The 24,167-nt window shown below is 66.1% G+C and carries 30 protein-coding genes; 16 read left to right on the top strand and 14 right to left on the bottom strand.

Annotated elements, in window-relative coordinates:
- Positions 1 to 130 precede the first annotated feature (130 nt).
- On the bottom strand, positions 131 to 283 hold the full coding sequence (locus A5697_RS27780; RefSeq protein WP_156673311.1) for a hypothetical protein: 153 nt from the start codon (positions 281 to 283) through the stop codon (positions 131 to 133).
- Between the two features lie 206 nt (positions 284 to 489).
- On the opposite strand from A5697_RS27780, the gene A5697_RS15110 reads away from it, so the two are divergent.
- A complete protein-coding gene (locus tag A5697_RS15110) occupies positions 490 to 1,134 on the top strand; it encodes a cutinase family protein (RefSeq protein WP_369806121.1) in 645 nt (214 codons plus the stop codon).
- Positions 1,135 to 1,782: 648 nt separating this feature from the next.
- On the opposite strand, the gene A5697_RS15105 is transcribed toward A5697_RS15110, so the two are convergent.
- The 3 genes from A5697_RS15105 to A5697_RS15100 form a co-directional block, all read right to left on the bottom strand.
- Complete coding sequence (locus A5697_RS15105; RefSeq protein WP_068011237.1) at positions 1,783 to 2,061, bottom strand: ANTAR domain-containing protein; 279 nt, start codon at positions 2,059 to 2,061, stop codon at positions 1,783 to 1,785.
- A 5-nt stretch (positions 2,062 to 2,066) separates the two neighbouring features.
- Positions 2,067 to 2,219, bottom strand: coding sequence for a hypothetical protein (locus A5697_RS27775; protein ID WP_156673310.1), 153 nt, complete (start codon positions 2,217 to 2,219; stop codon positions 2,067 to 2,069).
- Between the two features lie 337 nt (positions 2,220 to 2,556).
- Entirely contained in the window at positions 2,557 to 3,132 is a 576-nt protein-coding gene (locus A5697_RS15100; protein ID WP_255395914.1) for an N-acetylmuramoyl-L-alanine amidase, read from the bottom strand.
- Between the two features lie 320 nt (positions 3,133 to 3,452).
- Between A5697_RS15100 and A5697_RS15095 the strand changes: the two genes are divergently transcribed.
- Positions 3,453 to 4,955 carry a serine hydrolase gene (locus tag A5697_RS15095; RefSeq protein WP_082953405.1) on the top strand — a complete coding sequence of 501 codons (1,503 nt, stop codon included), beginning with the start codon at positions 3,453 to 3,455 and terminating at the stop codon, positions 4,953 to 4,955.
- Here A5697_RS15095 and A5697_RS15090 read toward each other — a convergent pair.
- Together A5697_RS15090 and A5697_RS15085 are read right to left on the bottom strand one after the other, a co-directional pair.
- The gene (locus A5697_RS15090) at positions 4,952 to 5,668 is read right to left on the bottom strand and encodes a M15 family metallopeptidase (RefSeq protein WP_067950036.1); all 717 of its coding nucleotides are present in this window, start codon (positions 5,666 to 5,668) and stop codon (positions 4,952 to 4,954) included. The genes A5697_RS15095 and A5697_RS15090 overlap by 4 nt on opposite strands.
- A gap of 62 nt (positions 5,669 to 5,730) precedes the next feature.
- Entirely contained in the window at positions 5,731 to 6,624 is an 894-nt protein-coding gene (locus A5697_RS15085; protein ID WP_067950038.1) for a universal stress protein, read from the bottom strand.
- Positions 6,625 to 6,818: 194 nt separating this feature from the next.
- Between A5697_RS15085 and A5697_RS15080 the strand changes: the two genes are divergently transcribed.
- Positions 6,819 to 7,577, top strand: a complete 759-nt coding sequence (locus tag A5697_RS15080; protein ID WP_068011232.1) for a class I SAM-dependent methyltransferase — start codon at positions 6,819 to 6,821, stop codon at positions 7,575 to 7,577.
- On the opposite strand, the gene A5697_RS15075 is transcribed toward A5697_RS15080, so the two are convergent.
- Entirely contained in the window at positions 7,560 to 8,783 is a 1,224-nt protein-coding gene (locus A5697_RS15075) for a glycosyltransferase (protein ID WP_067950042.1), read from the bottom strand. The two genes, A5697_RS15080 and A5697_RS15075, sit on opposite strands and share 18 nt — an antisense overlap.
- 207 nt (positions 8,784 to 8,990) lie before the next feature.
- Positions 8,991 to 9,944: a UDP-glucuronic acid decarboxylase family protein gene (locus A5697_RS15070; RefSeq protein WP_068011231.1), complete on the bottom strand. Its 954-nt coding sequence runs from the start codon at positions 9,942 to 9,944 to the stop codon at positions 8,991 to 8,993.
- A gap of 197 nt (positions 9,945 to 10,141) precedes the next feature.
- Between A5697_RS15070 and A5697_RS15065 the strand changes: the two genes are divergently transcribed.
- Positions 10,142 to 10,486: a hypothetical protein gene (locus tag A5697_RS15065; RefSeq protein ID WP_231972075.1), complete on the top strand. Its 345-nt coding sequence runs from the start codon at positions 10,142 to 10,144 to the stop codon at positions 10,484 to 10,486.
- 94 nt (positions 10,487 to 10,580) lie between these two features.
- On the opposite strand, the gene A5697_RS15060 is transcribed toward A5697_RS15065, so the two are convergent.
- The gene (locus A5697_RS15060) at positions 10,581 to 10,796 is read right to left on the bottom strand and encodes a hypothetical protein (protein ID WP_067950044.1); all 216 of its coding nucleotides are present in this window, start codon (positions 10,794 to 10,796) and stop codon (positions 10,581 to 10,583) included.
- A gap of 139 nt (positions 10,797 to 10,935) precedes the next feature.
- On the opposite strand from A5697_RS15060, the gene A5697_RS15055 reads away from it, so the two are divergent.
- The gene (locus tag A5697_RS15055; RefSeq protein WP_068011229.1) at positions 10,936 to 11,868 is read left to right on the top strand and encodes a DMT family transporter; all 933 of its coding nucleotides are present in this window, start codon (positions 10,936 to 10,938) and stop codon (positions 11,866 to 11,868) included.
- A 3-nt stretch (positions 11,869 to 11,871) separates the two neighbouring features.
- Here the strand turns inward: A5697_RS15055 and A5697_RS15050 are convergent, their stop codons facing one another.
- Positions 11,872 to 12,729, bottom strand: coding sequence for a phytanoyl-CoA dioxygenase family protein (locus A5697_RS15050; protein WP_067950048.1), 858 nt, complete (start codon positions 12,727 to 12,729; stop codon positions 11,872 to 11,874).
- A gap of 90 nt (positions 12,730 to 12,819) precedes the next feature.
- On the opposite strand from A5697_RS15050, the gene A5697_RS15045 reads away from it, so the two are divergent.
- The 5 genes from A5697_RS15045 to A5697_RS15025 all read left to right on the top strand — a co-directional run bounded on the left by A5697_RS15045 (position 12,820) and on the right by A5697_RS15025 (position 15,250).
- Entirely contained in the window at positions 12,820 to 13,209 is a 390-nt protein-coding gene (locus A5697_RS15045; protein WP_067950050.1) for a DUF732 domain-containing protein, read from the top strand.
- A 69-nt stretch (positions 13,210 to 13,278) separates the two neighbouring features.
- Positions 13,279 to 13,680: a YkvA family protein gene (locus A5697_RS15040; protein ID WP_231972074.1), complete on the top strand. Its 402-nt coding sequence runs from the start codon at positions 13,279 to 13,281 to the stop codon at positions 13,678 to 13,680.
- Between the two features lie 24 nt (positions 13,681 to 13,704).
- On the top strand, positions 13,705 to 13,956 hold the full coding sequence (locus A5697_RS15035) for a hypothetical protein (protein WP_067950054.1): 252 nt from the start codon (positions 13,705 to 13,707) through the stop codon (positions 13,954 to 13,956).
- A 57-nt stretch (positions 13,957 to 14,013) separates the two neighbouring features.
- Entirely contained in the window at positions 14,014 to 14,418 is a 405-nt protein-coding gene (locus A5697_RS15030; protein ID WP_068011227.1) for a DUF4267 domain-containing protein, read from the top strand.
- A gap of 4 nt (positions 14,419 to 14,422) precedes the next feature.
- Positions 14,423 to 15,250, top strand: a complete 828-nt coding sequence (locus A5697_RS15025) for an LLM class F420-dependent oxidoreductase (RefSeq protein ID WP_068011226.1) — start codon at positions 14,423 to 14,425, stop codon at positions 15,248 to 15,250.
- A gap of 2 nt (positions 15,251 to 15,252) precedes the next feature.
- Here A5697_RS15025 and A5697_RS15020 read toward each other — a convergent pair whose 3' ends face one another.
- From A5697_RS15020 to A5697_RS15010, 3 genes are all read right to left on the bottom strand, one after another.
- On the bottom strand, positions 15,253 to 16,698 hold the full coding sequence (locus A5697_RS15020; protein WP_197501015.1) for a YdiU family protein: 1,446 nt from the start codon (positions 16,696 to 16,698) through the stop codon (positions 15,253 to 15,255).
- A gap of 39 nt (positions 16,699 to 16,737) precedes the next feature.
- Complete coding sequence (locus A5697_RS15015) at positions 16,738 to 17,307, bottom strand: hemerythrin domain-containing protein (RefSeq protein WP_067945516.1); 570 nt, start codon at positions 17,305 to 17,307, stop codon at positions 16,738 to 16,740.
- 217 nt (positions 17,308 to 17,524) lie between these two features.
- Complete coding sequence (locus A5697_RS15010; protein WP_067945518.1) at positions 17,525 to 17,803, bottom strand: WGxxGxxG family protein; 279 nt, start codon at positions 17,801 to 17,803, stop codon at positions 17,525 to 17,527.
- Between the two features lie 330 nt (positions 17,804 to 18,133).
- On the opposite strand from A5697_RS15010, the gene A5697_RS15005 reads away from it, so the two are divergent.
- From A5697_RS15005 to A5697_RS14995, 3 genes are all read left to right on the top strand, one after another.
- Positions 18,134 to 19,096 (top strand): hypothetical protein, encoded by a 963-nt coding sequence (locus A5697_RS15005; protein ID WP_068011222.1) that lies wholly within the window; start codon positions 18,134 to 18,136, stop codon positions 19,094 to 19,096.
- 236 nt (positions 19,097 to 19,332) lie between these two features.
- Positions 19,333 to 20,256: a CoA ester lyase gene (locus tag A5697_RS15000; protein WP_067945522.1), complete on the top strand. Its 924-nt coding sequence runs from the start codon at positions 19,333 to 19,335 to the stop codon at positions 20,254 to 20,256.
- A gap of 19 nt (positions 20,257 to 20,275) precedes the next feature.
- Positions 20,276 to 20,974 carry a DsbA family protein gene (locus A5697_RS14995; protein ID WP_068011220.1) on the top strand — a complete coding sequence of 233 codons (699 nt, stop codon included), beginning with the start codon at positions 20,276 to 20,278 and terminating at the stop codon, positions 20,972 to 20,974.
- Here A5697_RS14995 and A5697_RS14990 read toward each other — a convergent pair.
- Positions 20,971 to 22,245: an HNH endonuclease signature motif containing protein gene (locus tag A5697_RS14990; protein WP_067945526.1), complete on the bottom strand. Its 1,275-nt coding sequence runs from the start codon at positions 22,243 to 22,245 to the stop codon at positions 20,971 to 20,973. The two genes, A5697_RS14995 and A5697_RS14990, sit on opposite strands and share 4 nt — an antisense overlap.
- Positions 22,246 to 22,300: 55 nt before the next feature.
- Between A5697_RS14990 and A5697_RS14985 the strand changes: the two genes are divergently transcribed.
- The 3 genes from A5697_RS14985 to A5697_RS14975 are packed head-to-tail and all read left to right on the top strand — an operon-like array spanning position 22,301 to position 24,167.
- Entirely contained in the window at positions 22,301 to 22,657 is a 357-nt protein-coding gene (locus A5697_RS14985) for a DUF488 domain-containing protein (protein ID WP_067945528.1), read from the top strand.
- Between the two features lie 20 nt (positions 22,658 to 22,677).
- Positions 22,678 to 23,553 carry an LLM class F420-dependent oxidoreductase gene (locus A5697_RS14980; RefSeq protein WP_067945530.1) on the top strand — a complete coding sequence of 292 codons (876 nt, stop codon included), beginning with the start codon at positions 22,678 to 22,680 and terminating at the stop codon, positions 23,551 to 23,553.
- Positions 23,550 to 24,167: a GNAT family N-acetyltransferase gene (locus A5697_RS14975; protein WP_067945709.1), complete on the top strand. Its 618-nt coding sequence runs from the start codon at positions 23,550 to 23,552 to the stop codon at positions 24,165 to 24,167. Before A5697_RS14980 ends, A5697_RS14975 begins: the two co-directional genes overlap by 4 nt.

The raw sequence follows: 24,167 nt of genomic DNA, 5'->3' as shown, positions 1-24,167 counted from the left end.
CGGGTGATGGCATGCCATGTGGTCGGCCTCGCGCAGGTGGTTTCCGAGCCTCGGGCATCGGACGCTCAGTTCTCAAACTTGAGTCATGATTCGTCTCATTAGATATGGGACGGGAACCTTTGTCGGCGCCTCAGCCCGGCTCCACCACCGTTGACAACCACTTGAACAGCGGGGCCAGATCGTGGCCTTCGGCCCAGGCGAGCATTGGACCGGAGTCTGTCGTCCACAACACGACCGCGTAATCGCCTTCGCCGATGCCGCATGCAACAGTGCCGGCTTGCATACGTCGCCCCGTCGTAGGCGGCGGAAAAAGTGTCCCCTAGGACCGGCGTCGGTGCTCCTACTTGTTACAGCTGCCAACAGGGCGGCGACCACACCAAGGACAACCACCATGAGCTTTCATCGCCGGACCGGCGCGCCGAGGCCGTCAAGGCGGCCCACAGGGTCGTTCCGAAATCGACTTCGAAGCGACGACATGACATGCAAGCCGTGACCGCACACCCGATTTCTGGTCCGCTCGGCGCGGCTGTCGTTGCAGCGTGGGCGTCGCTGACCGCCGCCTCGTCCCTGCCATCCGCTACCGCGGCTCCCTGCTCCGACGTCGACGTGGTTTTCGCCCGGGGCACATCCGAGCCCCCTGGCGTCGGGGGGGTCGGACAGTCATTTGTGGATTCGCTGCGTTCGCGAGTCGGACCGAGGACTGTCAGCGTCTACCCGGTCAACTACCCCGCCACCAACAATTTCCGTACTTCCATCGCTGCCGGCGCCAATGACGCGAGCGCTCATGTCCAGTCCATGGCGGCAAACTGTTCGAACACCAGGATGGTCCTCGGTGGGTACTCCCAGGGTGCGGCCGTGGTCGACGTCATCACCACGCAGATGCCACCCGGTGTCGCCAATCATGTCGCCGCCGTCGCTGTCTTCGGAAATCCGTCGGCATCGGGCACATTTGCACGGACGATGGCAGCCGGCGCGCTTCCCACCATTGGTCCGCTATACGCCCCGAAAACGATCGACATGTGTATGCCCGGGGATCCGATTTGCACGGGTGGTGTGACCATGGCACCGCATGGTCAGTACATCCAGTCGGGTATGACAAACCAGGCGGCGACATTCGTCGCGGGCCGGTTGTAGGGACGAATCAGTCGTCTTCGCCGATGCGCTTCGAGACTGAAGCATCTGCAGGTCACAACCAGTTTCTGGCGATTCGATTGCCGGCAGCTCCACTGAGAATGTGCTGTTCAGAGCGGTAGATGGGGGACGCGCCGCAACTAGGTCAAGACACCTGGGTTGGATTACGCCCGAGGTGAGCGGCTTTAATCGTCATACGACGCGATGTCACGTAGGGCACGCCCGACACCGCAGTACGAAACGCGTAACAGATGAGCGAGGGAGGGGCTCTCATGACCTATCGCCGTCTTGCTTGGGTGCTCGGCGCGGTGGCGGTGGTGGCGGCGGCCATCATTCCCGTCCAGGCCCATGGCGAGCCGCCGACGAAGTGTCTGACCAACACTCCCAAGGGCAAGCAGGTCTACGTGCCCTGCGATCTACTCAACGCCGGCGCCAATTTCCCGCCCGGGCAGCGTTGTCCTCCGCCGCTCGAGCAGTACCCGAAAGATGTGGCGGACTGGTGTGGCGAAGGCCCGGGCCTTGCGAGTACGACGCCTACGACTCCTACGACTCCGACGAGCCCGACGAGCCCGACGAGCCCGACGAGCCCAACGCGGCCTACGAGTAGTGCGACCTCGACCAGTCCGACCAGTTCTACGACCCCGACGAGTCCTACGAGTTCTGCGACCTCGACGAGTCCCACGACTCCTGCGACCTCGACGAGTCCCACGAGCCCGGCGGCCCCGGCCGATGCAGGGCTTCCACCGGCAACTCGCGGTTGATCACCTGTTCGGCGACCACGCACATTTGCGTCCTGGTATTGCGTGAGATTCCGCGGAGCACTGCCAAGGATTGCGCGGCGTCGAGTTTGAAGCGCTCGCCGATGATGTCGGTGGCTTGCGCGATGACTTCTCCGGGCCAGAATTGTTTCGAATTGGCGCTGTCGGTCATTGCTTCTAGCCGGCCTGTCCGCAGTCGCCGGGTAATTCCGCAAGTTCGGTGAGCGCCCTGGCCTGTGCCCGCTTCACCGCGGCGAGCATGCGCGCGCTCAGATCCAGGCATTCCCGCTCTCCGACGCCGCCATTGACGGAATATGCGATTTGGCGCACCTGAATAGCGAATTGGGTTAGGTCATCACAAAGTTGTTTCATGGGGCCTTCTGGCTCTGACAGGGCTTCACATAGCCATATATGTCGCGGACGCCCACGTCCAGTCCGACTTAGACCCAATTCCGGACGCCTGCGTCCAGCCGAATTGGGGTAGTAATGCCCTAGATCCTATACCTGCGCAGCGGCTTTGCACTACTGCGTCTGTAGAAATTCCGCTGCGCTCGATTTGCCAGCGGTCAACTCCTGGCGTTCAGTCACCCTCGCCCCAAAGACCCTGTCGCCAGCGTGATTTCGCGCTGCTGTCGCGGAATTCGGGACCAACGGCGGGCAGAGCTGGTCAGTTTCCCGCCTCGATCGCCGCGACTCGTGCGGCCGCTTCGGGTCCGCAGAAGCGCTGAAGGTCCACTCCGCCCGCGGCCAGCAGATCGTCGATGCGGCGTCTCAAGTCACCCGACGAAAGATGGGCGTACAAGTTTCCGCCGGGGCAAGACGTCTGGGCCAGGTCGCGATGGCCGGCCAATGTGGCGGTCGCGACATGAAAATTCTGGGCGGCCCATGCGAACGCGCGAGCTGCCCCCTGAAGCTGCGCCTCCGACACAGGCTCTTGATCGAAGTCTCCTTCGCAAAGGACCAGGAAGTGACCTGTCGTGTCGTAGTCCGTTGCGGTGTCGCCCGCGATCTCGGTGCTCCGAAGTTCGTAGATGTTGCCGTTGCGGTCGACGCCGACGTGATAGGCGATGTCGATCCACCCGTGCTGATCCTGGTGGTAGCGCTGATCCTGTCGGAGGTGCGCTGGGGCATTGCGGTTGTCGCCAAGGACGACGGCCTCATGGTGGAGGGTCATCCGCGTGATGGTGTGGCGCTTCCCTCCGGAACGGGCCGGTCGCGCGCCCCAGGCGTCCCGGCAGAGCAACAATGCCGGACTGGTCGCGGTCAGGCTGACGCCGGTCGCCGATGGCGGGGGATGAGACGTCGAGCACGCGCCGATCAGGGACGCCGCCCCCAGGCTGCCGGCCACCCCTAAAAGCTGGCGACGGCTGAGAACGGCTGGCGGTTCGTGGGTCCGGCCGGGCGCGGGCTCGCACACCGCCCTCACGATACGGGCGTGATGCGGGGGCGCGGGATGCGTTTCGTCGTCCTCTCTTGACGCCGCCAAGATCCGAAAACAAGATCGCAGGTAACGAGATGAGCTCCTCAATGAATCGACCGGTCGCCGCAGGCTTCCGCGGTGCGATGCGTACCGCCATCGCCGCCGGGACTGCCTTCCTCGCGATAACCACGGCTTGTTCGAGGGGCGACGCGGGACGCCCGGTATTGGGTGCAAGCCCGCCCGCTCCCAGACCCGACGTCGCGACCGTCGTCAAACCGCCCGATCCGGCGCCCGCGGTTGATTTCGCAAGGGTCTCCAAGCTGATCAACGGCGCGATTGCGGCAAACAGGCTGCCGGGCGCGGTGGTTGTCGTCGGGCACGGCGGCAAGGTCGTCTTCCACCAGGCCTACGGTTCGCGCAAGCTCGCAGGCGAACCCGGACTGGACGGCTTGCCTGCCCCCGCCGAGCCGATGACCGAGGACACGATCTTCGACCTGGCGTCCTTAACGAAGAGCCTCGCAACGGCGACCGCCGTCATGCAGCTTTACGAGCAGGGCAAGGTTGTCTTCGACGATCCCGTGCAGCAGTACCTGCCGGACTTCAACGCCGCGAACGATCCGCGCCGCGCAAAGGTGACTGTTCGGATGCTCCTTACGCACACCTCCGGCGAAACCGGGGATGTCAACCTGGGAGACCCGTGGGGACTGGACCATGCCGACAAAGGGGAGGGAATTCGCCGTGCGCTCACCACGCCGCTGGAGTCGGGCCCCGGTGCGGGCTTCCGGTATTCCGATATCAACTTCATCCTGCTTGGGGCGCTGATCGAGAAGGTCACCGGCGAGGCGCTGGACGCGTACGTTCAGCGACACGTATTCGAGCCGCTCGGCATGGAAGACGCCCGCTACCTTCCCCCGGCGCAAGCGTGTGGTTCGCACACGACGTTGGGCGCTGCGATCGCGTGGGCCCCCGCGCCGCAAGGCCGGACGCCGGACCCCTGTCCCGCAGGTACCTGGAGCACCGGTCTGTTGCCGCGCATCGCACCGACAGCACGTGACGAGGAGGGCCGAGCCGATCCGGTTAGGAATCCCGATCTCGATCATCTGCTTCGGGGCACCGTGCAGGACACGACGGCGCGGCGCATGGGTGGGGTGGCCGGGCATGCGGGGGTGTTCTCGACGGCCCACGATGTCAGCCTCTTTGCGCAGGCATTACTTGACCGGCTCGCGGGCCGTCCCAGCCAATTCCCTTTGGCGCAAACAACTCTCGAGTTGATGACGAGTCCGCAGCAGCCGGGACATGCGCTTGCGCAACTCAAGGCGGCCAACGATGCGGCACAAGAAGCCGTCGCAAAACGGCCGAACAAAACGGATTCGCTGCTCGCTCCGCGCTATCCGGCGATCCCGGGGCAGAACCTGCGCGGCTTCGGCTGGGACATCGATACGGGCCAGTCCATGCCGCGAGGCGCGATCTTCCCCATCGGCAGCTTCGGCCACACCGGCTTCACCGGAACCTCGGTCTGGATGGACCCACGCTCGGATACCTACGTCGTGCTGCTCTCGAATTCGATTCACACCCGGGGCAGTCCACCGATCTCGGATCTGCGGGGCGAGGTCGCAACGGCAACGGCGCAGGCCCTGCGTCTCTAGGGCCGCTCGAAGTGTTGGTAGTCGAGCGGACCCGTCCACTCGCCACCCCACCGCCAGCCACGATCTGTGAAGGCGCGCACCGCAGGGTCGCCGTTGTGTAAGAGTCCCGGGTCGCTGCGGCTGCGGTCCAGGTAGGCGGCCGCGTTCTGCGGTTCGAAATAGCCGCTCGCATACAGGCACGGGTTGATGAGCGGGTTGAGATCGATAGCCCGACCGTAGGCGTGCGGAGACCATTCGTTGGTTCCAGGGATGTGTCGGCAGTTGAACGCCGAAGTGTTGTTGTCCTCCATGGACAACTCGTCGTCGGCGCCCGCGTAGTGGTCGACCGTACGCATCTTCTCGACCGGGTAACCGAGCCGCTGAAGCCGCTCGAAGATGGCGATGACCTCCGGTGCCAGGTCTTGATTCACGATCAGCTCACCGCGGTGCACCTGGCCGTCGAAACCGATGTAGCCGACGTTGACCCGTCGCAGTTGCTCCGGCTCGACCGGGCAACCCGGTCGCCAGGTCTCGCCGAGTTCGGCGGCGGTGACCGGCTCGACGCTGTCACCGGGAGCCGCTGATGGCGCATTGGGCGGCGCCGCCGATGGTGGCGGTGTCGCGGACCCTGATGGTGTCGCCGCCGGCGGTCGCTGCGCAGCGGTGCACTGCACCAGCACAAGACAAGCCGCGATCATTCCGGCCACCGCGGCACCCCGCCGCCCGAAGGGCATCAACTGGAATTGCGTTCTCACCGCTCGCTCCACTGAGAATGGGTTGCTCAGACTGCCAGTGTCTACCGCGCCACAATCACCGGGAGCTTGGCCCTATTGACCACCGACGCACCGACCGAGCCCAGCACCCTGCCGGCGAACCCGCCACGGCCGTGGCTGCCGACCACAAGCAGTTGCGCCTTTTCGGACGCCTCGAGGAGCCAGCGCACCGGCTCGCCAATCTCGATCCTGCGATGGACCCCCACGTCGGGATAGCGGTCATGCCAACCCGCCAGTCGTTCGGCCAGCACCTCTTCCTCCTCGGATAGCCGGGCGTCCCATTTCGCGTCCTGGTACACCGTTCTCGAGGTGGCCGCCCGGGGATCAGCCCAGGCGTGTAAAGCCACTAGGCCCACTCTCCGTCGCGAGGCTTCCTCGAAGGCGATCTCAGTCGCTGCTTCCGATGCCCGCGAGCCGTCGATGCCCACCAGCACCGGCGCCTCCGCCTTGCCGACCTGCGGTTGCTCGCTGGGGATCACGGCGACTGGGCAGTGCGCGTGGTAAACCAACCCCGAACTCACCGAGCCAAGCGCACTGCGGGCACCCAGGGCACCGCGGTGTCCCCGGTCGCCCACCACGACCATCTCCACCTCTTTGGAGAGGGCGACCAGCGTCGGGACGGCGGTCGAATAAAGCACCTTGGTCTCGACCTTCGCCGGACGGCGTGCACCAGCGCTCTCTTCGGCCACCCGGATCGCCGTCTTGATGAGTCCGCGTGCCCGCTGCCCGCGCCCTCGCCTGAAGTCCGTCCGCGCGGCGACCTGGAACCACCCCGGCAAGGGGGCGTCGACGACATGCACCAGGGTCAGCGGCGCATTCCGCAGCGCGGCATCACGAGCCGCCCATCGGACGGCGCCCAGCGCCGCTGCCGAGCCGTCAATGCCTACCAAGATCGCGCCACGTGGTGGCTCCCACATTTCAGCTCGCTTCTGATCCGCCGCCCGCCCATGGGCAGGATCGTCCAGGGCGGTCGCGATTGTCAGGGCCGAAGCGATGCAAGGCGAAGGACCAAAGGCACCGATGCGGCGCGGGTTGATACCCTTCAAACGCGGGCGCACATTTCGAACGTCGGGAATACCTCTCTGGAGGAGTTGATGCGCAGGAGCGCGCCATGACCGATGCCGCCTGGACCCTCTATGCCGAGCAGATGGATGAGGTCGACGGCTGGTTCTTTGAGGCCGACGTCTCACTGTTCAGCAAGTTGCTCGCCTGCCAGACGGCCGAAGGCATCAAGGGCGACATGCTGGAGATCGGCACCTATCAAGGCAAGTCCGCCATCATGATGGGTTACAGCCTCCGCGACGATGAAGAACTGGTGATCTGCGATTTGTTCGACGCCGTGATGGATCACGCGCACATGCCGCGGATCCCACGCCAGCAGTATTCGGGCCTCGACCAGAAGCAGTTCTTGGCCAACTGGGATCGTTTCCACCCTCGCCGGCCAACGCTTGAAGTCTGCGAATCATCGGAGCTCAACCTTGGAGAACGGTTACTCCGCTTCACCCACGTCGACGGTTGTCACAGCTACCGGTGCGTCGCTAACGACATCAACCTCGCCGTCACGCACACGACTAAGCGGGGCTTGATTGCGATCGACGACTATCGCGGAGTCGAAACCCCCGGAGTGGCCGCAGCCGTTTGGCAGGCTGTCGGCAATGGCTTCTTGTTCCCCTTCGCGGCGACGTTTATGAAGATTTACGCCTGCACGTCGGCGGCCGATCAGAGTTACTGGCTGGAGCGGGTCCGAGATTGTGCTGACATCTGCGCCTTGCCCGACTTTGACTTGCCGTCCTATCGCAGCGTCTCGGCCACGCAACTCGCCGCAGGATCGCCGCGGGACGACAGGCCCGAGTCAGAACCGTTGGGCTGACCGACTTTTCATCGCGGTCCGCGGCGTTTGCCGATCAGCCGGCGCGCCGACACGGACGGCATCTTCCAAGAGATCGGCGGCGTTGGCGGCGCTTTGCGCGGGCGTCGCCATCTGAGCCGCGACCTCACGGGTTCGAGTGACGCAGCGCGGGGTGAGGATGGACCGCAAATCCGCAATCAGCGAATCGAGGGTGGTTTCGATGAAGCGCCGTCCGATGCCGACTTCGAGTTGATTGACCGCGGCTGCCCACATCGGTTGATCGACCGATACGGCAAGGGCCAACGTGGGGATTCCGGCCCGGATGCCTGCGAACGTGGTGCCCGGACCACCGTGATGGACGACCGCGCGGCAAGCGGGAAACACGGTTGCGTGGTTCACCGAGTTCACCACCTTTACGTGGTTCGAATCCGGAAGGCCGGCGAGGTCACTCACGCCGCTGCAAATCAACGCCCGCTCGCCTAGCTGCGCACAAGCCGCAGTGATCATGGCGATCACGTCGCGCGGCGATGCGACTCGTGCGCTGCTGCCGAATCCGAAATAGATCGGCGGCGTTCCCGCGGCAATCCACGACGAGACCTCGTCGTCGGCGTCCGTCGGCAGCTCCAATGTCAGCCCACCTACGAAAGGCCGCCGGAACCCGTGACCCGCCCATGCGGCCGCCATTTCGGGGAAGAAGAGTTCGTCGTAGGCCTGGATTTCCAGCGGTTGTCGCGTCGACGGTCCCGTTTGTTCTGGCAGGCCCAATTCCCGGCGCTGGGCGTCTTCAGCGGCTTTGGTTATCTGCGAATGCGCATTGTCGGCGATCGGGTAGATGTGCACGGCTGCTTGCGGAATGTCGTGGTATTCCGCGACATTGGCGGCCAGCCCCTGCTGGCTTGCGTCCGTCAACAGCAGGTCGGCCCCGTCGGCCAGTGAGGTGAGCGCCGCACCCAGCTCCGGCCAGAGTCGAGTGATTCCCTGATAAATCTCCCACGCCATGAGCATCGGGCTCGGCGTTGTCCCGTATTTGAGTTCGATATCGGCGTTCTGCCGCTCCTGGTCTGGGCCGTGTGCGACGGCGGCAAGACCGGCCGACTCGATGAAGCCAATGTAGTTCGGCGGAACCGCCATTCGCACATCGTGGCCCCTACGCTGCAGTTCCCGACCGATGGCGGCGCATGGCTCGATATCACCCCGAGTTCCCAAGGTTGCCAACACAAATCTCATCGCCGGAGCCCATCGCCCGGTGCCGTGAAGTGTTGTGCAGTGCGGCCGTGGCCCCAAGAACACCGGAAACGAACGGCGGCAATGGGATAACGGCTGCCGTCAGGGGCTTGATGAGCCATCACCCTCCCCTTCGTTGATCGTGGTCGGTGGGGTCGGTTCGTTGCGTGTGGGGCTTCCCGATGCTAACGCCATCGACCGCCTGAACGGTCATGCCTCCACGATTCCCCTGAAGTATTCGATAGTTCGCGCGACGCCTTCTTCAAAAGGGACTCGTGGACGCCAGGCGAGCCCGGACTCGGCAAGGCTGATATCCGGTTGGCGTCTCTTGGGGTCGTCGGCCGGCAGGGGCCTAAATACGGTTCCCGACGCCGACCCGGTCAGCTCGCCGATAATGCTCGCTGTCTGCAGGACGGTGAGTTCGGTCGGACTGCCGAGATTCACGGGCCCCGTGAACGAGGGCTCGCTCGCCGCCATCCTCACCAGGCCCTCGATCAGATCGTCGACATAGCAGAAAGAGCGGGTCTGGCTGCCATCCCCGAAGACGGTGATCGGTTCTCCCCGCAGCGCCTGGACGATGAACGAGGGGATGATGCGGCCGTCCTCCACGTCCATCCTCGGGCCGTAGGTATTGAAAATGCGGACGACCTTTATCCGCACGCCGTAGCGACGGGCGTACTCGAGCATCAGCGTCTCCGAGACCCGCTTGCCTTCTTCGTAACAGCTCCGCATCCCGAAGCAGTTGACGTTGCCCCAGTAGCTCTCGACTTGAGGATGGATGACGGGATCGCCGTAAACCTCGCTGGTGGAAGCTTGGAGAATTGTCGCCTGCTGCTCGCGAGCCAGTTCCAGCAGGTTCCTGGTGCCGACGTAGTTCGTTTCCAGGGTAAACAGCGGATCGCGCTGGTAGGCGCGCGGCGACCCGGGGCAGGCCATGTTGAAGATGACATCCAGCGGACGGACACCGGCCGCGTCTACCGGCCGGGTGATGTCGTGCTCGAAGAAAGAAAATCCCGGGTCTTTCTCGAACCGCCCGATGTTGTCGCGGCTACCGGTGTAGAAGTTGTCGAGCCCGACAACCTCGAGGCCGTCGCGGCGAAGACGGTCGCACAGATGCGACCCCAAGAACCCGGCGGCGCCCGCAACGAGGGCTCTCACGTTCATTCTCCCTAGTTTCGGCCGGTACCGAAGACGACGGATCGCATGTCCGACTGGAAGCGTCGCGAGACGGCAGATCGTAGGGAGTCTATCCAGATCCGACATCTCGAACGGCGTACGGCGCCGAGGCTCTACCATTGGTGGGCGGGGTCAAGCTTGTCGACCTCCAGGTCATCGAGGTGCCGAGTCGAGGAGAAGTGCCCGTGCAACAGTCGCTTTCACCCCTGTCCGTCACGAGAAAGCTGCTTCTCGCCCTGACGTTCGTCATCGCGTTGATCGCTCCGGCTGCCCTGCCGGGCGCGTTCGCCACGGCGAACGCCGACCCGATCGGCTGGCCGCCGGATTGGCCCTTCTACGAGATGCAGACCGAACAGACCATGTGCAATGCGATGGCGCAGGGCTGGTCGCGCGCGCAGATCGTCGGCGCGATGCAACAGGCGAACAACCAGGCTGTGACCGGGCTGAACCCCGATCAAGCCGCCAGGCGCGCCAACATGTGGGTCGACCTGGGACGAATCAAGTACTGCCCCGGTGCGGTCGCCAGCTGATCGCTAGCCGTCCGGCGACTCCCACCGCCATCAAAGCCGTTGCCATCCGGAGGTATTCGAGCGCGCCGACTTTTCTTGTCGGCAGTCGCGACCTCTAGCAGAGGGCGGCGGAGAACCACCCGCCGGCCACCAGGGCGATGACTAGCGCCGCGGTGGTGTGCCCCGTCGACGCGGCGACGACGATGCCTGTGATCGCAGCGATGAGGGCCAGGACCACGACCACGGCCAGCAGTATCCGGTGCGAATGGATCGCCCCGCTGGGACGGGGCGCGACGACAACGTGCTTGCTCGAGCCATGGGCTGCGGCCATTAAAGCTCCTACCAAGTTGTGACCTGGGATACAGCATCAGCATAAATGTGCGGTGAGTCACAAACAAACTGTTGGCGCTGCGCGCCTGTTCGCGCAGAGCTCAGTTAGCCGCCCTCACGTCCCGGGTATCCGCACGGACATGGGGTGGGTCACATCGCACGCGGTCGCGATCGTCTCGGCATTGCTGTCGGCGTTCTGGGCCGCGGTCGGAATCGTCGTTCGGCAGCGAGCCGCCCAGGACGTTCCGGCTGATGAGGGCATGTCGGGAACGATGGTGACGACCCTGGCGGCGCGACCGCTGTGGTGGGCGGGCACCGTCGCCGCCGTCGCCGGCTACGTGTTTCAGGCGGTGGCGCTGGCGCACGGATCCCTGCTGCTCATCCAGCCGCTGCTGGTTTCGTCGCTGTTGTTCGCGTTGCCCTTGAGCGCGCGGCTCTGCCATCAACGCATCAGCGCGGTCCAGTGGGGCTGGGCGACGCTGTTGACGGGCGCGCTAACGGTTTTCGTGCTCGTCGGTCAGCCGCGCGAAGGCCAGGTCCGCCCTGCGGTACCGGCGTGGACACTGGCGTTGTTGGTGACGGTGCCGTTGCTGGTGGTCTGCGTTACGGCGGCCGGTCGCGTCGTCGGTCGTGCGCGCGCCATGCTGCTGGGCGTGGCCGTGGCGGTCATGCTCGGCATGATCGCGGTGCTGACGAAGATCTGCACGCACCGCTACGCCGTCGGCGGCTGGCATGCGCTCCTCACCGTCCCGGCTCCGTACGTTCTGGTCGGCCTAGCGGTCGCGGTAACGGTGGTGCAGAACTCGGCCTTTCATGCCGGCGCGTTGCAGGCGTCGGTACCGATCATGTTGGTCGGGGAGCCGGTTGTCGCGGTCGTGCTCGGCATGGGGGTGCTCGGTGAACACCTGGCGGTGGGCCGCTCGGCGGCGCTGGCACTGGCAGTCGCCGTCTGGGGCATGGTGGCCGCCGCGATCGCGCTGAGCCGCAGCCAGGCGGTCGAAGTGGGCAGCCCGCGACAGCCCACGCCCGCCGATGCCGCGCGGTTGGCCGGTGTCAGCGGACGACGGGAGTAGGACCTACGAATCGGCTTCCAACAGCCGGAGCGGGTGCAGACCGTCGACCGCGCCGACGAACGGTGGGTGGATGCTGTAGCCGAGCATGCGGCGAATGTCGTCGGACACCGAGCGGGCGATGTCGCGCGATATCGACAACGTGAAGGCTTCCATCGGGCGCAGCCACGGTTGGCAGTACTGGGCGGTGACGGCAAGGCGGTCGCGACCGGTGTTGTTGGCGCCACCGCCGTGCCACAGGGTGCCCACGAAGAAGACGCACGAGCCGGCGGGCATGACGACCGGCATCGCCTGATCGTCGGGCCCCGGCCGGCGCTTACCCCAGCGGTGGCTGCCGGGGTAGAGCACCGTGGCCCCGTTGTCGGCGGTGAAGTCGTCGATGGCCCAGATCGTCGCCGCCGCAAGAGGTTCTCGCGGACGCGGGATCGGGTAGAACCCATCGTCGTGGTGTGCCAGCTGGGCGGCCTCTCCGGGCTGAATGTTGATGGCCTGCAACGCAGAAAGCAGGTAGTTGGGCATCAGCAACCGATCCAGCACCGCCAGCACCCGGGGATTGCCGACGAGCCCGTCGCACACCCGCGTCCGGCTCAGCAGGCTGTAGATGCGCTGAGTGCTCCGCCCCTCGAACGAGTTACGCCCGGTGTGCCCGAGCCAAGGCCGCACGACCTCGCGGATCTGCTCGCACTGCTCCGGTGTGAGCAGGTCCGTCCAAATGACGTAGCCGTCGCGGTCGAGGGCCGCCATGTCGGCGTCGACGATCGCGCTGTCGACGGAGCCTCCACCGCTCGCCGTCCGCTTGTACCGCTGCGCCAGATCGCCTCTGAGGTCTTCCAGCGTCGTGACGGATTCGTCATCGATGTTCATTGGCACTCGTCCTTCATCCCGTCAACCACACTAAGCCGAGTTCGCGGGGGCGGACAGGACAATTCGCGCCGTCTGTACGAGGATGATGCGGTGCGGGTGCTTCTCTTGCTGGCGAGCTTCGCCGCCGCCATTGGTGCGGCCACGCCCGCGCAGGCGGACCCGGCCGGCAACCCCGACGCGAGCTTCTTGGCGGCGCTCGATCAGGCCGGCGTTCCCTACAAGAACGGCGCCGTCGCCATTCAGGTCGGGAAGAAGGCCTGCGAGCTGATGGACCAGGGTCACTCCAAAGCCGCGGTCATCCAGAGTGTGTCCTCGGAAAACGCGGGCTTCACCGTGTCGCAAGCCACCAGTTTCACGACCAGTGCGGTGAATGCCTACTGCCCCCAACACATCGGGGAACCGAACACCGAGCCGCCGCCTCGTTCGCCCGACATCTGGATGATTCCCTGGATTCCGTTCCCACCACCGGGGGCTGCTTAGAAAAGCTGCCGGGGCTGGCATGCCTGAGCCCGACCGACCAAGATGTAGACGGTGTGGCCTGACTGGTGGATGATCGCGATCGGCATCGTCAGTGCGTTCGCGGTGATCTGGCTGGCTCTGGCGGTCACCTTCTGGTTGACGCGACCCCAGGTCAAAATGCAGGACCTGGTGCGCCTCCTGCCCGACGTGCTCCGGCTGCTGAAACGCCTCGCCGCGGATACCGACCTGCCGCGGCGGATCCGAATCGCATTGGTCGCACTGATCGCCTTTGTCGTGTCGCCCATCGACCTGATACCCGACGCCATCCCCGTCATCGGATTCGCCGACGATGTGATCATCGTTGGTCTGGTGTTGCGCTGGATCAGCCGCACAGCGGGACCCGGTGCACTTGCCAAGCACTGGCCCGGCACGCCCGACGGCCTCGCCACCCTGTGCAAGCTGTGCCGCCTGCCCGACCCCGCGCTCGATTGACCGGCAATCTAGGAGGCTGCGGTGATGGACGTACTTCGGCGCAGCATGCGATACAAGGTCAGGGTCGGCGCACTGATCGAATTGGCGTTGTGGCTGGCGATCCCGTACCTGTGTATCGGGTTCGTGTGGACCCTTTTTCACGCTGAGGAGGCTCGACTGATACAGAGCCGGGTGGAGGCCGTGTTCCCCACCGGAGCCGACGCCCTGGCCTTCGGCTTGACCACGGCGCTGTGGCCGGCCTCCATACAAATCGCCCACGCCTGCCCCGAGCCGTGACGGGCTCTTGGGGCGAAGCCGTGCGCAGGAACGCGGTTTGCTCCTAGGCTGCCGAGCATGTCAATTGACCGAGCTGCACTTCTCGCGGGCAGCATCCGACTCACCTCCGGCGTATGGTTCCTCGTCGACCCCTTGAGCGCAAACCGGTTCTGGGGAGATCCCGGGGAGCCGGCGCCGACCGCTCGACTGTTGTTGCGGTCCATGGGATATCGCGACGCGTTAATCGGTGGCATGCTCGCGGCGGCGGCGTTGCGCAGCAAGAACACCCGCGGCTGGTTCCTGGCATCCGGCGGCGCCGACGCGGCCGACCTGCTCGGCGGCATCAGTGTCCACGATGAGCTGAAACCCTCGCAACGGATCATCGGCTTGGGCGGCGCCGTCGTCGGCGTCGGCGTCGGGCTATGGGGCGCGGCCCGATCGCAGTCACGCGGTCGCCGGAACGAGCCCGATGCGGTTGACTGAGACCATGGGCGTAGGCGTACTGACATTCGTAACCGATGAGGGCATTGGCCCGATGGAGCTGGGCCAGGCGCTCGAGCACCGTGGATTCGAGTCGCTGTTCCTCGCCGAGCACACGCACATCCCGGCGGGCGACGTAACCTCCTATCCGGCCGGGGGTCCCATCCCGCCGAAGTACTACCGCACCTTGGATCCGTTCGTTGCGCTGACCGCCGCGGCCGCCGTGACCGAGCGGCTGGTCCTGGGCACCGGCATCGCGCTGGTGCCCCAGCGCGATCCGATTCACACGGCCAAAGAAGTGGCGTCGCTGGATCTGGTGTCGCGAGGACGATTCCGGTTCGGTGTCGGGGTGGGCTGGCTGCGCGAAGAAATCGCCAACCACGGTGTCGATCCGGGCGTTCGAGGGCGAGTGGTCGACGAACGGCTGGGCGCGATGGTCGAGATCTGGACGCACGAAAAGGCGGAATTCCACGGCGAATTCGTAGACTTTGGCCCTATCTACAGTTGGCCTAAGCCTATGCAGAAGCCCTATCCGCCGATGTACTTCGGCGGCGGACCCGCCGGCTTCAAACGCATCGCCAGGCTGCATGCCGGGTGGCTATCGATGACACCGTCGGCGCGGGCCCTGGCGCCGCAACTGGAGCAACTGCGCGGCATGGCAGGTCAGGACGTACCAGTGATCAGCTTTCACGGCGGCGCGCCGACGGCAGAGGAGCTCGAGGGCTACCGCGCTCTCGGGGTGCAGCACCTGTTGGTGGAGCTGCCCACCGAGCCTCGCGACGAAACCCTTCGGCGCCTCGATGAGCTGCAGGCTGAGTTCGCGAATCTCATGTAAAGCTAAGTGCCGCAGAACGTTTGGTACTTACCGAAGTCCTCAGGGGCTGGATTGGCGTAACGTTCCAGGCCCGCGCGTACGTCATAGGGTGCGGTGACCGCGGCGAGGAGCTGGTCGAGTGGGCCGAGGTCGCCCGCCGTGGCGGCTGTCAGGGCTTCCTCGACCAGGTGGTTGCGCGGAATGTAGATCGGGTTGGCCCGCTCCATGGCGTCGGCATCGGGGCGCAGGGTTTGCCACCGCGACAGCCACGCGTCGAACCCGGCGAGGTCGATGAACAAGCCGCGCGCCGGTTCGGCATCGCCTCGTGCCGCGCGGCCGAGGTGGCGGAAAAACGACGTGTAGTCGACGTGGCTGTCCTTGAGCAGGACGAGCAGCTCGTCGGAAAGTGTTTTCAGCTCTTGGCTTTCCACGTCCGCGGGCAAACCCAACTTGGCCCGCATTCCGGACAACCACACGGCGTCGTATTCGCGCTGGAAGACCCCGAACGAATTCTCCGCGAGCGCGACCCCCTCCTCGACATCGTCGGACAGCAGCGGAAGCAGCGTCTCGGCGAAACGGGCGAGGTTCCAGCCGGCGACGAGCGGCTGGTTGCCGTAGGCGTAGCGCCCCCAGAAGTCGATGGAACTGAACACCGTGTCGGGGTCGTACGCCTCCATGAAGGCGCACGGTCCGTAGTCGATCGTTTCGCCGGAGATCGTCATGTTGTCGGTGTTCATCACCCCATGGACGAATCCGATCAGCATCCAGCGCGCGACGAGCGATGCCTGGACTGCGACCACCCCTTCGAACAGCGCGAGGTAAGGGCGTTCGGCGTCCGCGGCACTGGGGTGGTGGCGGGCGATCGCATGGTCGGCGAGGCGGCGCAGCAGGCCCCCGTCGCCGGTGGACGCGGCGAACTGGAAGCTGCCCACCCGCAGGTGGCTGCTGGCCACGCGGGTCAGCACGGCGCCGGGCAGCTCCGCCTCACGAAGCACCGGGCGCCCGGTGCCCACGACGGCCAGCGATCGCGTCGTCGGCACCCCGAGCGCATGCATCGCCTCGCTGACGATGTACTCGCGCAGCATGGGCCCGACGGCCGCCAGGCCGTCCCCGCCGCGGGCGAACGGCGTGGGCCCCGAGCCTTTCAGGTGGATGTCGCGCAGCCGACCATCGTCGTCGACGAGCTCCCCGAGCAACAGTGCGCGCCCGTCGCCAAGCCGGGGGACGAAGCCGCCGAACTGATGCCCCGAATAGGCCTGCGCCACCGGAACGGCGCTGCTGGGGACCAAGTCGCCCACCAAGAAGCGCATCCCATCGGGACTTCGCAGCCAGCCGGCGTCCAGGCCGAGTTCGGCGGCAAGCCGCTCGTTGAGGGCAAGCAGCCGCAAGTCGGCGGGCGCCTCAGCTTTCCAGCGGACGGCCATCTCCGGCAATTCGCGGAAAAACCGGTCCTGTAGGGCAACGGTCATATCCGGGGCGGCACTCACCTCAACGAGCCTACGGAATTCCTACGAGCCCAGGGCCTGCCCGATGAGGTCGCGGGCGCGATCGAGCATCGACGCGAACGGCCCCAGAGCGAAGTTCAGCTTGGCCGATTCCACGCCGGGATGCGGGTGGGTAGGCGCGATGGCCTGGGCCGCCCGCACCGCCGCACCCATCCGCTTGAGGTCGGCGTCGTCGACCTCGCGTTGCAGCACGGGAAACTCTTCGCTCTCCTCCTGCTTGGCGTGGTCGAGCACGGCCTCCCGGAGCTTGGTGACCTCGTCGATGAACTCCTTCGAGGTGACGTCGAGCTTCTCGATGCTCGACAGCAGCTCCTTGGCTTCGTGCTCTTCCTTGAGCCGGGCGTCGACGATCGCGTCACCGGCGTCGGCCTCGCGGCGCACGCGCGGGTGCACCACCATTTCTTCGGCTGTCTCGTGGACGGCCAGCAGCTGACGCAGCGTCGAGAACGGCTTCTCGCGCGCCTGCGGATCTGACGCGTGCAGCACCTCGTCGAACATGTCCTCGATGAGGTTGTGCTGCGCTTTCAGAAACGCGACGACTTCGTCGGGCGATTGGACAATCATGTCGGCCATCGCCGTACCTCACTGTTCTCTCGGGGATTAGGACTCGCACTATGGGCTGTGTGCGGCTTGACGAGGCATACCCGCTGTACAAGCCCCTAAACGAGGCCTCGCGGGCGCGGGTGGCTCGGGGAATCGTTTGACGCACAAGCCTTTTTCCTGTTCGGGCGCCGGGCCAGATCCCCGCCAGGCGCGGCGCCTGACGGGGATCTGAAGCCGAGCGAAGGAACTAGACGCGACGGTCGCCGGTGGCGGCTGGTCCGACACCGGTGCCGGTGACGGCGTCCTTGCGGCGCTTCAGTCCGGCGAGTCCGCCCAAGCCGAGCAGGCCGAGGAGGCCCCACAGCCCGGTGTTGTCGTTGTGTTGGCTGTTGTTGTTGTCGTTGTCCGCCAACGTGGTTGTGGTGGACGACGGCGCGGGAGAGGCCGCACTGGCGGCGTTGGCGACGCCTGCCCCACCGAACAACAGCGCCCCGGTGGCCGAAACGATCGCAATGGTCCTACGCATGTGTACTCCTAGTGGTTTGCCCCGGTCGGAACCCTGAAGGGTGCCGGGACGCATGTGAAGGACCAGGGTGCTCTAGTCCTCGCGGAAAGCGACGCTCCGCCGAAGCGGCGGCGTGGCAAGGCATGGCTACCCGGGAGGGCGGGCGTGAAACTTGCGCGGGGATATCGACTTGTTTGCTGTCCGGTCGCTGCGCCGGGATGCCCTCGCCCCCGCAAAAGCGATCTGGATCACACGGCGGAGGTCGATGTTATCTGTCGGCGCCCGAATGGGTAGCCGCTAAAAAGGCGCTTTCGTGCCGATCCAAACAATCAACGCAGGAGGCGAATTTCCATGACTTCATCGGACAAGACGACGGTGCTGGCGCAGTTGCGTGCGCTTCACCAGCTGACGAACACAGAGGTCCAGGTCGCCGAAACCCGCATCGCACAAGCGCGTACCGAGGCGGTCGAGCGTGAGCTGACGCAGAACGCGTCGAACGCCCGCGAGCGGTCCGAGGCCATCGAGAAGGCGATCCGCGAGCTTGGCGGCGTCCCCGACATCGTCGGCCCCTTCCTGGGCCGCGCCGCCGCCGCGGTCAAGGCCCTGACCGAACAGGCCCAGCCGTTCGACGAGGCGCTGCTGGGTGACCTGGCGCTGGAGGACCAGTTGCTGGACCGCGCCCGTTACCTCAAAGCCCTGGCCGTCGCGGCCGAGCTCCCCGAAGTTGAGAGCCTGGCGACTCGGCTGATCACGGCCCACTCGGCGACCGTCGATTGGCTGACGACCGTGCTTGCAGAAGATGCGCTGGGCGGCCCCGCCGCGCTGCGCCGCACGCCGTTGCAGGCGGCGGCCGGTACAGCGGTGAAACTGGTGAACCTGCCGGTCGAGTGGTCGGTTAGGGGCGTCGACAGGGCCGCGGACGCGCTGCGCTCGGCCCGGCCGACGTTCAACGAGCTGGTGAGCCGGGGCGCGTACGCCGGTGACGTGGCTACCCGTGCGCTCGCCGCGTCGCGGAACGCCGCTCTCGAGGCGGCCGAGAGGGTTACCCGCAACGAGGGGGCCCGGCAGACCGCCGACGCCCTGCACGCGGCGCGTGCTGCTGTGGGAGTGCTCGACGCCGACGAGCTGCCCATCGCCAACTACGACGAGCTCAACGTCAGCGAGGCCGTCGCCGAGGTGAAGGACCTCACCAACCCGAGCGACGTGCGGGCGATCATCGCCTACGAAGAGGCGAACAAGAACCGCCAGCGGGTCGTGTCGGCCGCGCAGACGCGTGTCGCCGCGATCGCGCAAGAGGTAGTCGGCATCAACTAGCCGGAATCCGTAAGGCCGCCCGGGCGAGTTCCCTCCGCCCGGGCGGCCTTCGTCCGTCGAGGCGAATACGCAGTAAAGCGAGGGTTCTCCCGCCGCTGGGCGTCGTCGGGGGTGTCGCTCGCCCCGGGCGTCTCGGCTTTCCCGGGGCATGCCCGACCGCCCGTTTCGGGATATCGCTACGGTTAAGGCACTAACCCCACATCGACGAGCTACGAAAGACGGCAGATCAGCTAAAAATGTACGACCAGGTCAATAGCAGCGCGACGGAGCCCGACGACGTCATCGGCTACCGCATCGATCCCGTGTTGGCCCGGAGTTGGCTCCTGGTGAACGGTGCCCACGCCGACCGGTTCCAGTCCGCGGCGCATTCCCGGGCCGACATCGTCGTACTCGACATCGAGGACGCCGTCGCGCCGAAAGACAAGCACACCGCCCGCGACAACGTGGTGAGTTGGCTGGGAGCGGGCAACACCGACTGGGTGCGCGTCAACGGCTTCGGCACCCCGTGGTGGGCGGACGACCTCGCCGCGCTGGCCGGCACACCGGTCGGCGGGGTGATGCTGGCGATGGTCGAATCGGTGGACCACGTCACCGAGACCGCGCAACGGCTGCCGAACGTGCCGATCGTGGCGCTGGTGGAAACGGCCCGCGGGCTGGAACGCATCACCGAAATAGCCGCGGCCAAGGGCACCTTCCGGCTCGCCTTCGGCATCGGCGATTTCCGCCGCGATACCGGTTTCGGGGAAGACCCGAGCACGCTGGCCTACGCCCGGTCGCGCTTCACGATCGCCGCCAAGGCGGCCAGCCTGCCCAGCGCGATCGACGGACCGACGATCGGCTCCAACGCGTTGAAACTCATCGAAGCGACCGCCGTGTCGGTGGAGTTCGGGATGACGGGCAAGATCTGCCTGACCCCGGACCAATGCGCCGTGGTGAACGAGGGCCTGTCCCCGTCGCAGGACGAAATCTCTTGGGCCAAAGAGTTTTTCGCCGAATTCGAACGCGACGGGGGAGAGATCCGCAACGGGTCGGACCTGCCGCGGATTGCCAGGGCCACCAAAATCCTCGAGCTTGCTCGCGCCTACGACATAGAATCGTCGGACTTCGACGACGAAGAACGGGATCATTCACCCGCGCCGTCGGACACCTATCACTACTGAGCGGCAAAGCAGGTCCGGCATGAGCGGTGTGGTGGATTTTCATTTCGACCCGATGTGCCCGTTCGCCTATCAGACCTCGCTGTGGATCCGCGAAGTTCGCGAGCAACTCGGCATCACCGTCGACTGGCGATTCTTCAGCCTCGAGGAAATCAACCGCTCAGAGGGCCAGAAGCATCCGTGGGAACGCGAGTGGTCCTATGGATGGTCGTTGATGCGCATCGGGGCGCTGCTGCGCCGAACGGACATGTCGCTGCTGGATCGGTGGTACGCCGCCACCGGGCATGAACTGCACACGCTCGGCGGCAAACCGCACGACCCCGCCGTCGCCCGCCGCTTGCTGAGCGAGATCGGCGTCGAGGCATCGGTTTTCGACGCGGCGCTGAGCGATCCGACGACCCACGACGAGATACGCGATGACCATCAACGGGTGATCGATGCCGGCGGATACGGAGTGCCGACGCTGTTCCTGTTGGGACAGTGCCTGTTTGGCCCCGTCCTGGTGGACCCGCCGACCGGGCCGAAGGCCCTGACGCTGTGGAACGTCGTCACCGGCATGGCCGAGCTGCCCCACGTGTACGAGCTGCAGCGGCCAAAGTCGAGCGCCGATGTCGAGCTGATTGGCCGCACGCTGCGTCCCTACCTGGATGGGCGCGACTGGGTCAGCATCAATCGCGGTGAGGTCGTCGATGTTTCGCGGTTCACCGACCAAGCCACCTAGGCCGCGTGGCGTGCGAGTGACACCCCGATGCGGATTTCCAACTTGCTGACCGTGATCGCTGGGGCGCGCGGCGGGGCCATCGATCGGTAGCTCTTGCCGGTCGGCGTCGTGAATAGTGCTATGTGGGTGTGGTTTTCGTCGACCCCGGTGCTGACCCGCCAGCCCGCGGCTTCCTTCGTGTAGTTGCAGCTCTCGCACGAGCCCAGACCGTTGTCCGCGGTGGTCGGGCCGCCGCCCGCCCACGGCTGTGCGTGGTCGCGGTGCCTGATCGGCGCGTCGCAGTACGGTGTGCGGCAACGCTGATCGCGCAGCCCGATGAATGCGGCCAGCCCGCGGGGAAAGATGCGTGCCCGGGACTCCATCGCCACCAGCGCCCCGGCCCGGGGGTGCGTATAGAGCCTGCGCAGCGTCGCGCGCGAGCGTCGGTCGGTGACAGCGCTGTTGACCATCGCGCGCGCGACCGCCGCGGGGATGGGACCGTAGCCGGAGATGTCGGCCGGCGCATCGTCACCGCCGAGCAGCGTCTCGTCGGATAGCACCAAGTTGACCGCGATCGGAGTCGGGACCGTGGCGCTGCGGCCGGTGACCCTTTCGACCAAGGTGTCTGCCATCACCTGGCCGCGCGAGCGCCCATCACCGCGGGTATCCGCTTCGCGGCGCAGCGCAGCGTAGACCGAAACGCCCTGGGCCACAGGAAGTAACGCGGTGAGATACGTCATCGTGTCCGGCGCCGGCCGAATGGTGACCGTGCGCTCCTGCTCCGCCTTGGCCGCCCGCTCGACGACCGCGTGCGGATCCAGCCGGTAGGCGATCGCTTTCGCGGCCGCGGCCACTCGCGCGTCGCCCATGCCGGCCAGGCTCGCCGGGTCGGCGCACAACTCCGCGTCCAGTGCGCGGCGGTCCTCGACGTCCAGGCAGGCGCTCTCGCGCACGATCAGCGTGGCGCGCCACTCCGACAGCGCCCCGCATTCCAGCGCCGCCAGGGTGTGCGGCATCTCGTAGACGAGGGCCTTGGCGAAGCCGAGATGCCGGCTGCCCCGCGCGGGGGAGTCGCGCCGCGCCAGTGCGACCTCGGCGGCCACGCCGCGGCCTCGCCGCGCGGCGGGCACCCCTGCCGCCGCTTCGGAGGCACGACGGGCCGCGTCCAGGGCGGCAGCCGCTCGGGCCTGTTCCGCGGCGGCCGCGCATTTGACCGTCTCCAGCTCCGCGATGCGCTCTATCAGCGCCGATTCGTCGGCCGGCGGGTCACCCTCCGTCAATTCTTCGAACATAGGTTCGATAGTAAACGGGGGCACCGACAACGCGCGCGTCGCTACGCTGGCGAGTATGAGCGCCAAGAGTCGGATCCGGGTGGCGCGAGTCTACGACGACGTCATCCCAGAGGAAGGCCAGCGCGTGCTGGTCGACCGAGTCTGGCCGCGAGGACTCCGCAAGGAGGACCCGCGGGTGGGTAGCTGGTGCAAGGAGGTCGCGCCATCGAAGGATCTGCGCGAGTGGTATCAGCACCGGCCCGAACGGTTCGACGAATTCGCCTCGCGGTACAAGGCGGAACTGCGGGGCAACCCGGCGCTGGAGGAGCTGCGAAAGCTGGCCGGCCGCGGCGTGGTCACCCTGGTGACGGCGACCCGCGATACGGACATCAGCCAGGCGGCCGTTCTCGCTGAGCTGCTGAAAAGCCGCTGAACGCGTGAGACGATCGGGCGATGCAGCTGGGATTGCACGCCCTGGGGATCGGTGCCGGCGCCGACCGCGCGGTGATCGATGCCGTCGCGTCAGCAGCGGACGACTGCGGCTTCGCCACGCTGTGGGTCGGCGAACACGTCGTCATGGTCGACCGGCCCGCGTCTCGCTATCCCTATTCGGATGACGGCGTCATCGCTGTTCCCGCACAAGCGGATTGGCTTGATCCGATGATCACGCTGAGCTTCGCCGCCGCCGCCTCGTCCCGGATCGGGCTGGCGACGGGCGTGCTCCTGCTGCCCGAACACAATCCGGTCGTGGTGGCCAAGCAGGCCGCCAGCCTGGATCGGCTCAGCGGTGGCCGGCTGACATTGGGCATCGGTGTCGGGTGGTCGAAGGAGGAATTCGCCGCGCTGTCAGTCCCTTTCGCCCATCGCGGCGCGCGGACCGCCGAATACGTTGCGGCGATGCGAGCGTTATGGCGTGACGACGTCGCTTCGTTCGACGGTGATTTCGTCTGCTTCGATGGCATTCGCGTGAACCCTAAGCCGGTGCGCGATCGTCGGATCCCGATCGTGATTGGGGGCAATAGCGATTCGGCCCTGCGCCGGGTGGCGACGTGGGGAGACGGCTGGTATGGGTTCAACATCGACGGCGTTGAGGCCGTCCGGGAACGCATCGCCAAGCTGGAGCAACTGTGTGCCGAGGCGGGGCGTGATCATGGGCAGCTTTGGCTGTCGGTGGCGTTGCGCGATCCGGGCGTTGCGGATGTCGGCGCCCTCGCCGAGTTGGGCGTTGACGAATTGGTTCTTGTCGCGGCGCCGCCGGACCGGCCCGACGCGGCCGCCGAATGGGTCTCGGCGCTGGCTGAGCAGTGGACGATGGCGACACCGGCATGAGCGAGGCCGATCCGATACTGCCGCGGGAGTTGACCGACATCCCCGACGAGGTGCGCGCCGTGCCGCCGCCGCCGATACCCGCATTGCCCGAGCCGTATGGGTTGCGTCTTGCCGACCCGGAGGCCGACGCCGAGATGATCACCGAGTGGATGAGCCGGCCGCATCTGGTGGAAGCGTGGGAGTCCGCCTGGCCTTTGGCGCGCTGGCGTCGTTATCTGGCCGCGCAACTCGAAGGCGGCTTCTCCCGCCCGTTCATTGCCACGCTCGATGCCATACCCCGCGCCTACATCGAGTTGTACCGGGCGGCAAAGGATTCCATTGCGAACCGATATGACTACGATCCCCACGATCTGGGTCTGCATGTCGCGGTAGCCGACCTGGATTACATCAAGCGGGGACACGTCAGTTACCTGCTGCCTTACCTGGTGGGCAGCATCTTGGGCCTCGATCCGCGATGTCGGCGCATCATGTTCGACCCCGACCACCGCAACGTCTTGGCGCGCACGTTCTGCGAGCGGGGCGGCTGTGTCTTCCTCGGCGAGCACGACATGTCGAATCGGCGGATGGCGCTCTACATGCTGCCCCGGACGCCCGAGGACGTTCCGCGCAGTTGA

The sequence above is a fragment of the Mycobacterium sp. E3251 genome (genome assembly GCF_001666835.1).
Lineage (GTDB): Bacteria > Actinomycetota > Actinomycetes > Mycobacteriales > Mycobacteriaceae > Mycobacterium.
Note: the sequence above shows the minus strand (reverse complement) of the source record. Positions and strands in the feature narration are given on the sequence as shown.

What these genes read in the sequence shown, in the direction of transcription:
- A5697_RS27780 (WP_156673311.1), bottom strand. Translation starts at nt 283, where the DNA reads ATGCAAGCCGGCACTGTTGCATGCGGCATCGGCGAAGGCGATTACGCG.
- A5697_RS15105 (WP_068011237.1), bottom strand. Translation starts at nt 2,061, where the DNA reads ATGACCGACAGCGCCAATTCGAAACAATTCTGGCCCGGAGAAGTCATC.
- A5697_RS15095 (WP_082953405.1), top strand. Translation starts at nt 3,453, where the DNA reads ATGCGTACCGCCATCGCCGCCGGGACTGCCTTCCTCGCGATAACCACG.
- A5697_RS15090 (WP_067950036.1), bottom strand. Translation starts at nt 5,668, where the DNA reads ATGCCCTTCGGGCGGCGGGGTGCCGCGGTGGCCGGAATGATCGCGGCT.
- A5697_RS15085 (WP_067950038.1), bottom strand. Translation starts at nt 6,624, where the DNA reads ATGTGGGAGCCACCACGTGGCGCGATCTTGGTAGGCATTGACGGCTCG.
- A5697_RS15080 (WP_068011232.1), top strand. Translation starts at nt 6,819, where the DNA reads ATGACCGATGCCGCCTGGACCCTCTATGCCGAGCAGATGGATGAGGTC.
- A5697_RS15075 (WP_067950042.1), bottom strand. Translation starts at nt 8,783, where the DNA reads ATGAGATTTGTGTTGGCAACCTTGGGAACTCGGGGTGATATCGAGCCA.
- A5697_RS15070 (WP_068011231.1), bottom strand. Translation starts at nt 9,944, where the DNA reads ATGAACGTGAGAGCCCTCGTTGCGGGCGCCGCCGGGTTCTTGGGGTCG.
- A5697_RS15060 (WP_067950044.1), bottom strand. Translation starts at nt 10,796, where the DNA reads ATGGCCGCAGCCCATGGCTCGAGCAAGCACGTTGTCGTCGCGCCCCGT.
- A5697_RS15055 (WP_068011229.1), top strand. Translation starts at nt 10,936, where the DNA reads ATGGGGTGGGTCACATCGCACGCGGTCGCGATCGTCTCGGCATTGCTG.
- A5697_RS15050 (WP_067950048.1), bottom strand. Translation starts at nt 12,729, where the DNA reads ATGAACATCGATGACGAATCCGTCACGACGCTGGAAGACCTCAGAGGC.
- A5697_RS15040 (WP_231972074.1), top strand. Translation starts at nt 13,279, where the DNA reads ATGATCGCGATCGGCATCGTCAGTGCGTTCGCGGTGATCTGGCTGGCT.
- A5697_RS15035 (WP_067950054.1), top strand. Translation starts at nt 13,705, where the DNA reads ATGGACGTACTTCGGCGCAGCATGCGATACAAGGTCAGGGTCGGCGCA.
- A5697_RS15030 (WP_068011227.1), top strand. Translation starts at nt 14,014, where the DNA reads ATGTCAATTGACCGAGCTGCACTTCTCGCGGGCAGCATCCGACTCACC.
- A5697_RS15025 (WP_068011226.1), top strand. Translation starts at nt 14,423, where the DNA reads ATGGGCGTAGGCGTACTGACATTCGTAACCGATGAGGGCATTGGCCCG.
- A5697_RS15020 (WP_197501015.1), bottom strand. Translation starts at nt 16,698, where the DNA reads ATGACCGTTGCCCTACAGGACCGGTTTTTCCGCGAATTGCCGGAGATG.
- A5697_RS15015 (WP_067945516.1), bottom strand. Translation starts at nt 17,307, where the DNA reads ATGGCCGACATGATTGTCCAATCGCCCGACGAAGTCGTCGCGTTTCTG.
- A5697_RS15010 (WP_067945518.1), bottom strand. Translation starts at nt 17,803, where the DNA reads ATGCGTAGGACCATTGCGATCGTTTCGGCCACCGGGGCGCTGTTGTTC.
- A5697_RS15005 (WP_068011222.1), top strand. Translation starts at nt 18,134, where the DNA reads ATGACTTCATCGGACAAGACGACGGTGCTGGCGCAGTTGCGTGCGCTT.
- A5697_RS15000 (WP_067945522.1), top strand. Translation starts at nt 19,333, where the DNA reads ATGTACGACCAGGTCAATAGCAGCGCGACGGAGCCCGACGACGTCATC.
- A5697_RS14995 (WP_068011220.1), top strand. Translation starts at nt 20,276, where the DNA reads ATGAGCGGTGTGGTGGATTTTCATTTCGACCCGATGTGCCCGTTCGCC.
- A5697_RS14990 (WP_067945526.1), bottom strand. Translation starts at nt 22,245, where the DNA reads ATGTTCGAAGAATTGACGGAGGGTGACCCGCCGGCCGACGAATCGGCG.
- A5697_RS14985 (WP_067945528.1), top strand. Translation starts at nt 22,301, where the DNA reads ATGAGCGCCAAGAGTCGGATCCGGGTGGCGCGAGTCTACGACGACGTC.
- A5697_RS14980 (WP_067945530.1), top strand. Translation starts at nt 22,678, where the DNA reads ATGCAGCTGGGATTGCACGCCCTGGGGATCGGTGCCGGCGCCGACCGC.
- A5697_RS14975 (WP_067945709.1), top strand. Translation starts at nt 23,550, where the DNA reads ATGAGCGAGGCCGATCCGATACTGCCGCGGGAGTTGACCGACATCCCC.